Origin of the sequence: Roseateles sp., from assembly GCF_047654805.1 — a bacterium.
Taxonomy (GTDB): Bacteria; Pseudomonadota; Gammaproteobacteria; order Burkholderiales; family Burkholderiaceae_C; genus Pelomonas.
Genome location: NZ_JASGIV010000001.1, coordinates 5,523,535 through 5,536,354, shown reverse-complemented (window position 1 = coordinate 5,536,354; position 12,820 = coordinate 5,523,535). Strand labels below are relative to the sequence as shown.

The 12,820-nt window shown below is 67.7% G+C and carries 13 protein-coding genes; 4 read left to right on the top strand and 9 right to left on the bottom strand.

Annotated features, from left to right (window positions below; genetic code table 11):
* Nucleotides 1–343 precede the first annotated feature (343 nt).
* Both QM732_RS25060 and QM732_RS25055 read left to right on the top strand, forming a co-directional pair.
* Nucleotides 344–2,092 carry a PQQ-dependent methanol/ethanol family dehydrogenase gene (locus QM732_RS25060; RefSeq protein WP_415658801.1) on the top strand — a complete coding sequence of 583 codons (1,749 nt, stop codon included), beginning with the start codon at nucleotides 344–346 and terminating at the stop codon, nucleotides 2,090–2,092.
* A 67-nt stretch (nucleotides 2,093–2,159) separates the two neighbouring features.
* Entirely contained in the window at nucleotides 2,160–2,465 is a 306-nt protein-coding gene (locus QM732_RS25055) for a high-potential iron-sulfur protein (protein ID WP_415658800.1), read from the top strand.
* A gap of 368 nt (nucleotides 2,466–2,833) precedes the next feature.
* On the opposite strand, the gene QM732_RS25050 is transcribed toward QM732_RS25055, so the two are convergent.
* The 9 genes from QM732_RS25050 to QM732_RS25010 form a co-directional block, all read right to left on the bottom strand.
* Nucleotides 2,834–3,649, bottom strand: coding sequence for an endonuclease/exonuclease/phosphatase family protein (locus QM732_RS25050; RefSeq protein ID WP_415658799.1), 816 nt, complete (start codon nucleotides 3,647–3,649; stop codon nucleotides 2,834–2,836).
* Between the two features lie 413 nt (nucleotides 3,650–4,062).
* On the bottom strand, nucleotides 4,063–4,707 hold the full coding sequence (locus tag QM732_RS25045; RefSeq protein ID WP_415658798.1) for a response regulator: 645 nt from the start codon (nucleotides 4,705–4,707) through the stop codon (nucleotides 4,063–4,065).
* Entirely contained in the window at nucleotides 4,704–5,564 is an 861-nt protein-coding gene (locus QM732_RS25040; protein WP_415659436.1) for a sensor histidine kinase, read from the bottom strand. The genes QM732_RS25045 and QM732_RS25040 overlap by 4 nt, the downstream gene beginning before the upstream one ends.
* The gene (locus tag QM732_RS25035; RefSeq protein ID WP_415658797.1) at nucleotides 5,561–6,271 is read right to left on the bottom strand and encodes a hypothetical protein; all 711 of its coding nucleotides are present in this window, start codon (nucleotides 6,269–6,271) and stop codon (nucleotides 5,561–5,563) included. Before QM732_RS25035 ends, QM732_RS25040 begins: the two co-directional genes overlap by 4 nt.
* Nucleotides 6,272–6,273: 2 nt before the next feature.
* Nucleotides 6,274–6,765, bottom strand: coding sequence for a hypothetical protein (locus QM732_RS25030; protein ID WP_415658796.1), 492 nt, complete (start codon nucleotides 6,763–6,765; stop codon nucleotides 6,274–6,276).
* Complete coding sequence (locus QM732_RS25025; protein WP_331177767.1) at nucleotides 6,762–7,373, bottom strand: hypothetical protein; 612 nt, start codon at nucleotides 7,371–7,373, stop codon at nucleotides 6,762–6,764. The genes QM732_RS25030 and QM732_RS25025 overlap by 4 nt, the downstream gene beginning before the upstream one ends.
* Before the next feature lies 1 nt (nucleotide 7,374).
* On the bottom strand, nucleotides 7,375–8,037 hold the full coding sequence (locus QM732_RS25020; RefSeq protein ID WP_415658795.1) for a hypothetical protein: 663 nt from the start codon (nucleotides 8,035–8,037) through the stop codon (nucleotides 7,375–7,377).
* Nucleotides 8,034–8,969: a pyrroloquinoline quinone biosynthesis protein PqqB gene (gene pqqB / locus QM732_RS25015; protein ID WP_415658794.1), complete on the bottom strand. Its 936-nt coding sequence runs from the start codon at nucleotides 8,967–8,969 to the stop codon at nucleotides 8,034–8,036. Before pqqB ends, QM732_RS25020 begins: the two co-directional genes overlap by 4 nt.
* A gap of 211 nt (nucleotides 8,970–9,180) precedes the next feature.
* Entirely contained in the window at nucleotides 9,181–11,259 is a 2,079-nt protein-coding gene (locus tag QM732_RS25010; protein ID WP_415658793.1) for a sigma-54-dependent Fis family transcriptional regulator, read from the bottom strand.
* A gap of 240 nt (nucleotides 11,260–11,499) precedes the next feature.
* Between QM732_RS25010 and pedF the strand changes: the two genes are divergently transcribed.
* Together pedF and QM732_RS25000 are read left to right on the top strand one after the other, a co-directional pair.
* Nucleotides 11,500–11,976 (top strand): cytochrome c-550 PedF, encoded by a 477-nt coding sequence (gene pedF, locus QM732_RS25005; RefSeq protein ID WP_415658792.1) that lies wholly within the window; start codon nucleotides 11,500–11,502, stop codon nucleotides 11,974–11,976.
* A complete protein-coding gene (locus tag QM732_RS25000; RefSeq protein WP_415658791.1) occupies nucleotides 11,973–12,794 on the top strand; it encodes a substrate-binding periplasmic protein in 822 nt (273 codons plus the stop codon). The genes pedF and QM732_RS25000 overlap by 4 nt, the downstream gene beginning before the upstream one ends.
* The last annotated feature ends 26 nt before the right edge of the window (nucleotides 12,795–12,820 follow it).

The following is a 12,820-nucleotide window of genomic DNA, read 5'->3' as shown; positions in this document are numbered from 1 at the left end:
GTGCGGATGGGTTGGGGCTCGCTGAACAACGCAGAACCCGTGCCAGCCCGCTCTGACGGGCCAAAGCCCCCGTCAAGGATGTCGCGGCCCCGGGAAACCACCCGCCGACTGTTGCAGCCTGGAGCAGTCATGCCCAGGACGGGACAACCGGCCGCGAACAGGTGCCGCCACAGGCGCCAGCGGACGCTACGCCCGGCCCGCACGGGCTGCTGTGGCGGCTCGACTGCTCCATCCCGCCGCGAAATCTGCAGATTTGCGACTGGCATGGAGCTTGCGCTGTATCTGGCCATCCGCGCCGCATTTGCACGACCGCGGACCCCCAATCAACACAGGAGACAACACCATGCAACTCAAGCCCCTCGCAGCCCTGATGTCCTTGGGCCTCGGCCTGGTGGCCGCCGGCAGCGCGACCGCCGCCGTGACCGAGCAGATGATCCAGGCCTCGTCCAAGTCCGGCCAGGAGGTCCTGTCCTGGGGCCTGGGCACCGAGGGTCAGCGCCACTCGCCGCTCAAGCAGATCAACACCGGCAACGCCGCCAAGCTGGTGCCCGCCTGGGCGTTCTCCTTCGGCGGCGAGAAGCAGCGTGGCCAGGAATCTCAGCCGCTGATCCACAACGGCAAGATGTTCGTGACAGCGTCCTACTCGCGCATCTTCGCGCTCGATGCCGCCACCGGCCAGAAGCTGTGGAAGTACGAGCACCGCCTGCCCGAGGGCATCATGCCCTGCTGTGACGTCGTCAACCGCGGCGCAGCGCTCTACGACAACCTCGTCATCTTCGCAACGCTGGACGCCCAGCTGGTGGCGCTGGACCAAAACACCGGCGATGTCGTGTGGAAGGAGAAGATCGACGACTACGCCGCCGGCTACTCCGCCACGGCCGCCCCCATCATCGCGGGCGGCCTGCTGCTCACCGGCGTGTCCGGTGGCGAGTTCGGCGTGGTGGGCCGCGTCGAGGCGCGCGACCCCAAGACCGGCAAGATGGTCTGGATGCGCCCCACGGTGGAGGGGCACATGGGCTACACCTGGGACAAGACCGGCAAGAAGACCGAGAACGGCGTCTCAGGTACGCAGGGCAAGAGCTGGCCGGGCGACCTGTGGAAGACCGGCGGCGCGGCCACGTGGCTGGGCGGCACCTACGACGCCAAGACCGGCTTGGCGTACTTCGGCACCGGCAACCCGGCACCCTGGAACAGCCATCTGCGCCAGGGCGACAACTTGTTCTCCTGCTCCACCGTCGCCATTGACGTGAAGACCGGTCAGATCAAGTGGCACTACCAAGGCACACCCAACGATGGCTGGGACTTCGACGGCGTCAATGAGTTCATCACCTTCGACATGGACGGCAAGCGCATGGGCGCCAAGGCCGACCGCAACGGCTACTTCTACGTGCTGGATGCGAACAACGGCCAGCTCGCCAACGCCTTCCCCTTCGTCAAGAAGATCACCTGGGCCTCGGGTATCGACCTGAAGACCGGCCGCCCGAACTTCGTGCCCGAGAACCGCCCCGGCGACCCGACCGCCGGCGCCGACGGCAAGAAGGGCAACTCGGTGTTCTCAGCACCGTCCTTCCTGGGCGGCAAGAACCAGATGCCAATGGCCTACAGCCCGGACACCAAGCTCTTCTACGTGCCCGCCAACGAGTGGGGCATGGAGATCTGGAACGAGCCCATCGCCTACAAGAAAGGCGCTGCCTACCTGGGTGCCGGCTTCACGATCAAGACGCTGAACGACGACTACATCGGTGCGATGCGTGCGGTGGATCCCAAGACCGGCAAGATCGTCTGGGAGGTGAAGAACGGTGCGCCGCTGTGGGGCGGCGTGCTGACCACTGCGGGCAACCTGGTGTTCTGGGGCACGCCTGAAGGCTGGCTCAAGGCCGCCGACGCCAAGACAGGCAAGGTGGTCTGGCAGTTCCAGACCGGCTCGGGCGTCGTCGCGCCGCCGGTGTCGTGGATGCAGAACGGCGAGCAGTACGTCAGCGTCGTGTCCGGCTGGGGTGGCGCCGTGCCGCTGTGGGGCGGTGACGTGGCCAAGAAGGTCAACTACCTGGAGCAAGGCGGCATGGTCTGGGTGTTCAAGCTCGCCAAGTAAGCCGCTCCCCCATCTCCCGAAGGAGCCGGTCCATGCGGGCCGGCTCCGCTCATGCCCCGAGGTTTCCATGCATCCCACCCGCCGCATCTTCATGCTGCAGGCCACGACGGCCTGCCTGGCCTGCCCGGCCATTGCTCAAACAAACCCTGTCGACGAAGCCAGCGAAACCGCCATGGCGCTCGGCTACAAGCATGACACCACCAAGGTCGACCCCGCCAAGTGGCCCAAGCACCAAGCCAGCCAGCACTGCGCCAACTGCCAGTTCTGGCAGGCCAAGCCCACCGATGCGTGGAGCGGCTGCGCGATGTTCGGCCGCAAGGCGCAAGTCGCGAAGAACGGCTGGTGCAACGCATGGGTGAAGATGGCGGGCTGAAATGCCGACGCCGTAGGTGACAGCGATGGGAGGGGCCGGTTTGCGGCGACCTCCTCCTGCGCTGGAGCGCTCCGCACCTGACGCACGCCCTTCATCGCACGCAAGCTCTCAGCGCGGCAGACGGCGTTGCCGCAAGAGCCTATCTACCCGGGACGGGCCTCCGCCCAAGAGGTACGGGAGGCTTGAAGCGGCAGCTCGGAATCCGGATAGGACGATCGCCTTGCGTTGGCTCCACCAAGACGACAGCCAACGTGCGCCGTAGCGCGGCGACGCATCCTCCGCCAGAGCGATTGCCGCGTGAGCAACTGGCCCCTTGAAGCGTCGGCGCGGTGGCCAAGGGTTTGTGCAAAGCCAGCAGTCTGATCGACTCAATCCAGGCTCACACGGGTCACCACTGGCAGGTGGTCGGACGGGAATCGGGCATCGACCGAATCGGTGAGCGCCGCGTAACGCAGCACGCGCCACTGAGGGCTGAGCATCACATAGTCGATGCGCTCCTTCAGCGGTGCGTCGAGCTTGAATCCATTGAAGGTGCCCACAGGGCCATAGGGCGGCATCTGGCTCTGCGTACGGGCGTCGCGCAGGCCCGTCAGCAGAATCTGCACTGGCTCGGAATCGGGCGTGGCGTTGAGGTCACCCAGCAGTAGCGCCGGGGTTTCTCCGGCGATTTCTCGCATCTTGCGCAGCATCAACCGGGCGGACTCGCGCCGCGCCACCACACCTTCGTGGTCAAAGTGCACCGCGAAGGCAACGAAAACCCGGCCACTGGTCAAGTCACGCAACCTCGCCCATGTGGCCAGGCGGTTGCAGCAGCGGGCATCCCAGCCCTTTCCGGGCACGTCGGGCGTGGGGCTGAGCCAGAAGTCGCCGGTGGCCAGCAGCGCGAAGCGTTCCGTACGAAAGAAGATGGCCGCGTGCTCGCCACCGCGCTTTCCATCATCGCGACCGACGCCGACGCGTGCCAAGCCTGGCATCGCGGCGAGGTCTTCGATCTGGTCGATCAGGCCCTCCTGCGTGCCCAGCAGATCGATCTCGTGATAACGGATCAGTGCACGCACCGCGTCACGTCGATGGGGCCAGGCGTTGGACCCGTCGCTCGCGAGATTGAGCCGCAGGTTGTAGGTCGCGGCATTGAAGGGTTCGGCCTGAACGGCCAGGCTCAGTCCCAGCAGCAGGCCGGACAACCACCCTATGGCCGCAGGACTGCGCACTGGCCGGCAATGATTCGCGATCTGTCCATTCCCCTGCCTTGCCGCGGTCGCGAAGCGGCCCGCAAATGCAAGTCTTGCCGGCAGCCAGCAGTGTTCATTCATGGTTCAAGCCCTCTGACGGTCAACTCTTCAGGTGCCGCGCCTGCCTTGGTTGCGCTGGTACGGGCATGTCCATACTGGCAGCCCGCCTACCCGATTGTGGACGTCGGCGGCCAACGGGGCTGGCCGGGATCCCCACTGGCGATTGGCAGCTTGGTCGAACTCTGGCCTTCCTGGCGCGGTGCGCTGGCACGACCGCTACCGGGCCATGTCGGCATCCGCACGCCAAGGCAACGAATCCGGCGGCTGCATGGATGCGCCCAACCTGACTCACGACAGTACTGCCTTCAGCTGCTGAACTGGGCGTCGATCAGGCCTCTTCTCAACGCCAGATGCGCCATCGCCGCCGCGCTGGCCAGCCCCAGCTTGTCCCGGATCTGAGTCTGCAGGTTGGACACGGTCTTGGGACTGAGATGCAGGGTACCGGCGCAATCTGCCGGCGTCAGACCCTGGGCTAGCAGCCGGAAGACCTCGAACTCGCGGTCGCTCAGGGACTGCAGGCCATCCAGGTCGTTCGACGGCGTGGGCTGCAGCCAATGCGCCGGCAGCGCGCCGCACAGATAGCGCCGCCCCGCCATCACGCAGGCCACGGCGTCCAGCAGTTCCTCCGGCGCGCTGCTCTTGCTGACATAGCCGCGTGCGCCCATCGCGAACGTGCGTCTAACCATGGCCTCGCCCTCGTGCATGCTGAACACCAGCACCCGTGCACCGGCATCACGCTCCAGCAGATGGCGCAGCAGCTCCATGCCGCCGGGGCCGGGCAGGCCGAGGTCGGTGATGGTCAGCTCGGGCTGGTGCTCGCGGTGCAGGTCCAGTGCCTCATCCACAGTGCCGGCCTGGGCGACGACGCGGTACGCTCCATCCAGCTCCAGCAAGCGCTGGTAGCCGGCGCGTACCACTGGGTGATCGTCCACCAGCAGCAGCCGCGTCATGCGAGGCCTCGCCGCAACGGCAGCCACAGCTCCACCCGGGTGCCTTTGCCCGGCGCGCTATGCACGCGCAGCTCGCCACCCAGCACCGCCGCGCGCTCGCGGGCGCCCAGCAGGCCCAGGCCGCCGGTGTCGGCATCGGCATCGAAGCCCAGGCCGTCATCCTGCACGCTCAAGCGCACGCCATCGGCCGACGCATCCAGCCGCACATCCACGGCCGTCGCATGCGCATGGCGCAGCACGTTGGAAAGTGCCTCTTGGGCGACACGATAGAGAGCCATGTCCACCTCCTCGCCAAAGCTTCCGTGCTCATCCGCGTCGGTGCCGAAGCGGCAGTTCGGCCAGGCGCGCTGGGCGCACAACTCGCGCAACGCGGCGCACAGGCCAAGCGTATCGAGATCGGCCGGACGCAGCTGGCGCAACAACCGGTGCACGCCGATCTGCAGACTGTGCGCACTGGACGCGGCGCGGCGCGCGGCGTCCTGGGCCTGGGCCAGCTCGGTGCAGCGGGCGGCCACCGCGGCCTCGAGCCGGATCGCCGCGCAATGCTGGGCCAGCTCATCGTGCAGCTCGCGCGCCAGCGCCTGACGCTCGCGCTCCTGCACTGCGATCAGCTGTCTTGCCAGCTCGCGGTTGTGCTGCAGCAGCCGGGTGGCCTCGCGATGGCGGCGCCAGGCCTGCCAGGCCAGGCCCAGCGCCATCACGGTGAGCGCCAGTGGCAGCTCGTCGACCTGCCAATGCTCATACCGCTCCAGCAGGCCGCTGAGCCCCTCCTGCCACTGCCAGGCGCTGCCCAAAGCATAGGCGGCGAGCGTGGCCGCACCCACCCAGAGCAGGTCGCGGCGCACAGCGGGCCTCACTGCCAAGCCTCCAGCTCCAACGTGCGCGAGCCTCCCACCAGCATGGGCGACGTGGACGGCTCGCTGCGTTCCATCTTCACGAGACCCACGCCACGGCAGTACCACTCCACGCTAGTCAGCGGCTGGTCCTTGAATCCACTGATGGGATCCACGAAGACCCGCACCGTCGCGCTGCCCCGCACCCGCAGGCAGGGCGAGAAGCTGCCGGCCGGCGTACGTACCTCGTCGGCTACAGCCTCGATCTGGTAGGTCATCGGGATATTGGGATGGCTGTGCTTGAGCTCCCGCGGGTACTCGTGCGTGCGCATCAGCAAGTACGTGGTCGTGGATGCCTGCCACTGCGTACCGACCGCGAACGGCGCCTTCAGCACGAAACGGCCCGGCGCGTCGGCCACGGGGTCGGGCTGCATGTCGCTCTTGCTGGCCACGCGCACGATGCCCGTGTCGTCTGCGCGCAGCCAGTAGCTGATGCCGCTGTCGCTGCGACGCACCCAGGCAGGCTTGTCGTCCAGCACGAGCGTCTCGCGCCCCAGAGTACGCAGCGTCAGGCTTTCGCGCTCGGAGGCGTCGAGTCCGCTGCGCGTGGTGACCACATAGGTCCAGCGGTGGCCGGCCTCCAACGGGAACCAGGCTTCGTTGCCGGCGCCCGGCGAACGGCCACAGCCGGTCAGGGCTGCGAGGAGCAACGGGAGAAGGCAGCGGCGCATGGTCACTTCTCCGGCAACTGCGGCAGCGGCATGTCGCGCAGCTTGACCTGCTGCTCGTCGCTGCCCGGGCGCAACCAGGCCAGGCCCTTGCGTGGTTTGGCCTCGGCCGTGCCAAGCTGGCTGATGCCGTTGCGCACCTTCTTCAGGCCCTCGTTCAGCAGGCCGTGCAGGTCCTTGCTGTAGGGCAGCTGGAAGGCGCGGGGCTGGGCGGCAGGCTTGCCGCCCTCCACCGCATTGACCCACACGTAGAGCGCTCCCTCACGCTTGGAGCTGGGCTCCTCGATGACGGCGGCCAGCAACACGAAGCGCTCGGGCAGCGGGTCACCGCTGGGCCATCCCCAGAGTGTGTGGATGGCGGTCTCGGCGTAGAAGTAGAAGCAGCTCACACCGACCACCAGCAGGCCGCGCAGCCAGGTCGGCCAGCGGGATTGCAGCAGGGCAAGTGTGCACAACAGCAGCAGCGCGGTGAAGCTCAGGATGATGGGCAGGGTCATGGTCTTTGCATCAGGCTCTTGGGCAGGGTGTTGACGTTGACGACACTGCCGTCGGGCAGCAGCGTGAAGCGCACGGCGGTGGCCTCGTCGCCCTGGCGGGCGAGCTTGACCGTGCCGTGGAAGACGACGTCGGCGCGGGGGTTCACCTTGATGACCGACACGGTCACCGGCACCGGCTGGCCGTCGTGGGACTGGTAGTACTGCGCGTTGACGACGTGCTCGCCGGGCACGATGCCGCGGATCGTCACCACTTCCTGGCGGAAGGGACTCTGGATCTTCTGGCCGTTGATGATGGTGGAGGCGTTGCCCTCGCCACGGTCGTCACGGTCCAGGTACATCAACCCAGCCTCGCGCTGGCGGAACCAGACCAGGTTGCCGCCAGGGTCCTGCACCCAGGTGTCGATGTCATCAGGGCTGTTGTCGGGCCAGGAGACATTGATCAGGTATTCAGCCTTGGACGGCACGTCACCAGCCTTGGTGGCGCGCGGATTCATCGCAAGCAGCGCGACGATGAAGCAGAAGACGAAGCCGATCAGCAGGTTGAACAGCATGTCGTAGAAGGGATCGACCTCCGCTTCCCGCGATCCGCGGCGGCGCGTGCGGGCCATGTCAGTCGGCTCCGTGCTCGGCGAGGGCGGTGCGCTGGATGTCAGCCACGAGCGCATCGGCGAAACGGTCGAGCCGTGTGAGCTGCAGGCCGAGCAGGATGTTGCCCACCAGCCCCACCATCGTGGTCAGCAACGCCACGCCCAGGCCTGCGGTCAGACTGCGCAGCAGATCCTGCGACTGCGCCGGATCGAAGCTCTGCATCTTGCCTATGGTCAGCGCCAGCATTGAGAAGCCAATGACCTTGCCCAGCAGCCCCAGCTTGAGCTGGATGCCGTTGACCCACCAGGCCGTGCCGTGCGGGCCATGGCTGTGCTCCAGCAGCAGGTCCGCGGCAGTATCGGCATCATGTGCCAGCGCGGCCCGGTAGTCGCCAGCCCAGTTGGCCTCGCCGACACGGGCCTGCTGGGGTTGGGTCAGCAACAGCCGCTGGCGCTGCAGCTCGCGCGAGCGCTGGCCGCACCACAGCGTGGCGCACAGGAAGACCACGATGATGACCAGGGTCAGCCCCGTGGGATCAGCGCCGAGCAGCAATGCCCAGACGCCCTTGAGGCCCAGCAGCCAGGTACAGAAGGCCAGCCCTCCGCACAGGGTCAGCCATTCCAGCCACAGCGGCTCGATGGGGCGGTTGTAGGAGGTGGAGCGGGCGAGGGTCGGCGCGTTCAAAGTTCGATCTCCATGCCGTCGTGCGCAACCTCGATGCCTTGTTCCGCCAGTTCACGGCGCTGGGGGCCGCGGCGGTCGAGGATGGGGTTGCTGTGGTGGATGTGGGTGAGGACCTTGCGCGGCGCGCCGCTGGCGCGCAGCACGTCGATCATTCCCAGGCGCTCGCCGTGGCGGCTCTGCGGCAGGTGGCCCTTGTCGCTGGCGCTCAGCGATCCCAGGCCGGCGTCGCGCAGGCCCAGCTCAGTCCAGAACGTGCCGTCGACAACGACGCAGTCGGCCTCGCGCATCCAGGCCAGCTCAGCCTCGCCCACGCCGGCTAGCGCAGGCGACAGGAACAGGCGCCGTCCGCTGCGCAGGTCCTGAACCTGCAGGGCGATGCATTCGCCGGCGGCCTCGCTGCGCAGCCGCGCATGCCGCGGCGCCTGCGCCGGCACCGCCACGGCGGCGAAGCTCAGCGCCGGGAAGCCCGGAATCTCGAAAGCCGCGCTACGCGTATCGCCGGCAATAGGCAGCATGCGCCAACGCACGCGGCAGTAGCTCTCCAGCACATTCAGGAGCGGCAGTTCCGCCGTCAGGTCCTCGAACACGAGCGGCGTCGCATAGACCTCCAGCTCGCGGCTCTCGCGCAGGCTCAGCAGCCCTGCGACATGGTGCAACCGCGAGTCGAGCAGCACCACCGCGCGGATGGGCATGTCGCCAGGCTGGCCGGGCTGCAGCTCCGGGGTGGCGCGGATCTGCTGCAGCAGGTCGGGCGACGCGTTGATCAGCAACCAGCCCTCTCCGGGCCGGCCATCCTGCGAGATGGCGATGGAACTCTGCGTGCGCGCGCTCGCATCGAGCTCGCCTCGACGCCAGGCGCTGCACTGACGGCAATGGCAGTTCCACAGCGGGAAGCCGCCACCCGCGCCGGAGCCGAGCACGCGGAGCTTCATGGGCGGCCCCACAAGGGAATTCGGGACATGGGAGCAGGGAGTCAGGTCGATGCACCGACCCGTGCAAGACGCGTGCCTTGCGTAAAGCCACCGTCAATCGGGGGTTTTGCTCCAGATCGGCACAGGCCACGGCACGCACACCTCCGGGAAAGTCCCGGGCCTGCAGTGAGGCCCGGCAACAACGGTCGGCAAGGCTTGCCGCCCCGGAGCTTCACTCACCCGCAGGAGCGTTCCAGCGCAGCTTGCGGTAGATGGTGTTGCGGCTGATGCCCAGCTGCTTGGAGGCCAGCGAGATGTTGCCCCCCACCGCATCCAGCGTGGCGCGGATCATGTCGACCTCGGCCTGCTCCAGCGTACGCGCCATCGCGGGCTCGGCCGTCGCAAATGCAGGCTGCGGCGCCGGCAGCACTGGAGGCATCTCGCAGGGGGGCCAGACCGGGGCAGGCGTAGGCGCGACGGACGTGGGCAGCGGCATCACGCCACCGACGATGCGCTGGATGTCCTCGAGGAAGTCGTCTGACAGGTGCGCCGTCGTCACAAGCCGCTCACCGGCGGACATGACGGCCGCCGTACGCAGCACGTTGGCGAGCTGGCGGATGTTGCCTGGCCACTGGTAGCGACGGAACATGCCCAGCACCTGCGGACTCAGCTCGGGCGTGTCCTGCGGGCGCTCGGCCTGCAGAATGCGGCGAACGATGGCCTCAAGGTCGCTGCGCTCGCGCAGCGCCGGCAGGCGCAGCGCCAGGCCGTTGAGGCGGTAGTAGAGGTCCTCGCGGAATGTCTGCTGCTCGATCATCTCGCGCAGGTTCCTGTGGGTAGCGCCGATGACGGCGATATCCACTGCGATGGACTTTGTGCTGCCCAGCGGCGTCACGCTGCGCTCCTGCAGCGCGCGCAGCAGGCGGGCCTGCAGGGCCAGCGGCATATCGCCGATCTCGTCGAGGAACAGCGTGCCGCCGTTGGCCTGTACCAGCCGCCCAGGCGCGCCCTTGCGCCGCGCGCCGGTGAAGGCGCCCTCCTCGTAGCCGAACAGCTCTGCTTCGATGAGGCTCTCGGGAATGGACGCGCAGTTCACCGCCACGAAGGGCTGGCGCGAGCGGTTGGAGTCGTGGTGCACCGCGCGGGCCAGCAGCTCCTTGCCGGTGCCGGTCTCGCCGAGGATGAGCAGCGGGATACCGCGGTCCAGCACGCGGCGTACCTTCTGGATGACGGTCTCTAGCTGCGCGTCGCCGGTGCGCAGGTACTGCAGCCCGGAGAAGCGCTGAGCGCCACCGGCCTCCGCACCCGGCACGGCAGGCACGGGCGACGCCGCATCGGCGGCCACGGCGGCCGGCGCCGCCTCGCGCACCTGGGCCGTCTCCACGTCCGCCGTATGCAGGCCGGCCACCACCGGCCGGGACGGCCAGTCGAAGCGCGCGCTGACGAACAGGCTCTGGCCGGTCGGCAGGCACAGCTGCATGGGTGGCGACAGCGGCATGCGGAAGTGGTCATAGATCGCCGCGGGCGTCGTGCCCAGCAGGCTGGAGAGGCTGCGCGAGCGCAGCTCGGCACCGCTCATGCCGAGCTGATCCAGCGCCGCACGGTTGGCACCCAGCAACCGGCCTTCGGGCGAGACGACCAGGATGCCCTCCAAAAGCGTACCGATGAACTCGGGCCGGCTGTGGAAGTGAAGGCGCAGGCGGCTGTTGTAGTCGTCCGAGAGCCAGTGGTTCTCAATCATGCGCGCCGACATGCGCACCAGGCCCATGGTGTGCTGGTGGTATCCGCGGTGATCGCCGGTCACATCCAGCACCCCCAGCATGTTGCCGCGCGGGTCAAAGATGGGCGAAGCAGAGCAAGTCAGGAAGTTGTTGGCGTGCATGAAGTGCTCGCCGCCATGGATCAGCGTGGCAGTCTCCTCGAACAGCGCCGTGCCGATGGCATTGGTGCCCTTGGAGTGCTCGGCCCAGTTCTCACCGGGCGCCAGCGCCACACGGTGGGCACGCGCCAGGAAGCCGTCATCTCCCACGGCGTGCAGGATGGTGCCCTGGGCGTCGGTCAGCACGATCATGCTTTCGGTGTTGACGATCTGCTCGTAGAGCAGCTGCATCACCGGCGCCGCGTGCGTGTACAGGCGCTGATTGCGTTCCCGCGCGAGGTTGAGGTCGCTACGGATCAAGGGGTCAAAACCGCTCTTCTCATGGCGTTTCAGGCCCAGTGCTTCGCTGCGCTGGTGGCTGCGCTCGATGAAGGCCTGACGCGGTGGCGCAAGCGGCGCCGGTCCTGCCGGCGCTGAGGTTTCGGTAGGCATAGAGGCTTCCTTTGCCTGCCTCCACAGGCTTGTCTCCGTGATGCGCGCGGTCATTGCCGCGCTCGTGTCGTGTCTGGAGGGCATCGTGTCCCAAAGCGATTCGCCTGTCCATCGACGCAGGAACGCCTCGGGCTGGACATTGTGTCAAGTTGGAGCAATCCGGTGCTGGCATGTGGCTTGCAGCAAGCTTGGCGAGCCCTCGCTGGCCATTCAGACCTCGACAACGACGGAGACAGCTTCATGAAACTCAACCAACCCCTCGTCATCGGCGGCATCCTGTGCCTGGCCGCGGCCGCGGCGGCAATGCAGGCCTGGGCGCACGGCGACGTCACCCCCCAGGCCGTGGATACCTCCAGCCTGCCGCAGCTCGGCGAAGGCTGGCGCGCAGAGAACCCTTACCGGGCCAATGACGCTGCCATCAAGATCGGTTCCTCGGCCTACAACCAGAACTGCGCCCGCTGCCACGGCCTGGAGGCCATCTCCGGCGGCATCGCGCCTGACCTGCGCAAGCTGGACAACGACTGCGCCACGCTCAAAGACGAGGCGAAGAAGGCCGCCTGCGTGAAGGACAACGACGACTACTTCCTGAACACCGTGCGTCATGGCCGCAGCCGCAACGGCGCCGTCTACATGCCGCCCTTTGAAGGCGTGTTCACGCAAGAGGCGATCTGGGCCGTCAAGTCCTACCTCGAAGCGCACCGGGAGAAGCCGCTGTGAAGCGCAGGACCCTGCTCGGCTGGGGCCTGGTCGCGACCGCCTGGGGCACGCAGGCGGGCGCCACCACGCTGGCCCAGGTGCGTGAGCGCGGCCGGCTCATCGTGGGCCTGTACGAGGACATGCCACCTTTCAACGTCAAGGGCAAGGGCATCGACGTGGAACTGGGCCAGGCACTGGCAGAAGCGATCGGTGTCAAGTTCTCGCCATTGCCCTTCAATGCCGACGAGAACATGGCCGACGACCTGCGCAACATGGTCTGGAAGGGTCACTACCTCGGTTACGGCCCCGCCGACGTGCTGATGCACGTACCGGTGGACCGCCCGCTCATCGACGCCACGCCTCAGGCCCGCATCTTCGGCCCCTATTACAGGGAGCGTGTGATGCTGGCACGCCGCGTCGACGATCTGCCGGTGCTGGACAACCTGTCCCAGCTCGGCGCGCGCAAGGTGGCAGTGCCCGGCCAGACGCTGGCAGGCTGGCTGATGATCGGCGCGGATGGCGGCGCCTATCGCGAGCAACTGCTGACGCAGTGGAAGGACGGCTGCGAGGCCGCCCGAGCGCTGCAGCGCGGCGAGGTGGCCGCAGCGGCCGGCCTGGCGTCGGAGCTGGAGGCGGTGCTTGCGGGCGATGCGGCCTACCGCATTGAGCCGCTCCCGTCGCCGCGCGCGCCGCGCGAGGGCTGGGCCGCTGGCATGGCCGTGAAGCGCGATGCCACCGGCCTCGCCGAGGCGCTGCAAGAGGCGCTGAATGGCCTGACGCAGTCCGGCCGCGTGGGCGAGATCTTTGCCAAGTACAAGGTGGCCTGGCGCCCGGCTTGAGCGGCCGCGACCAGACACCATCGGAG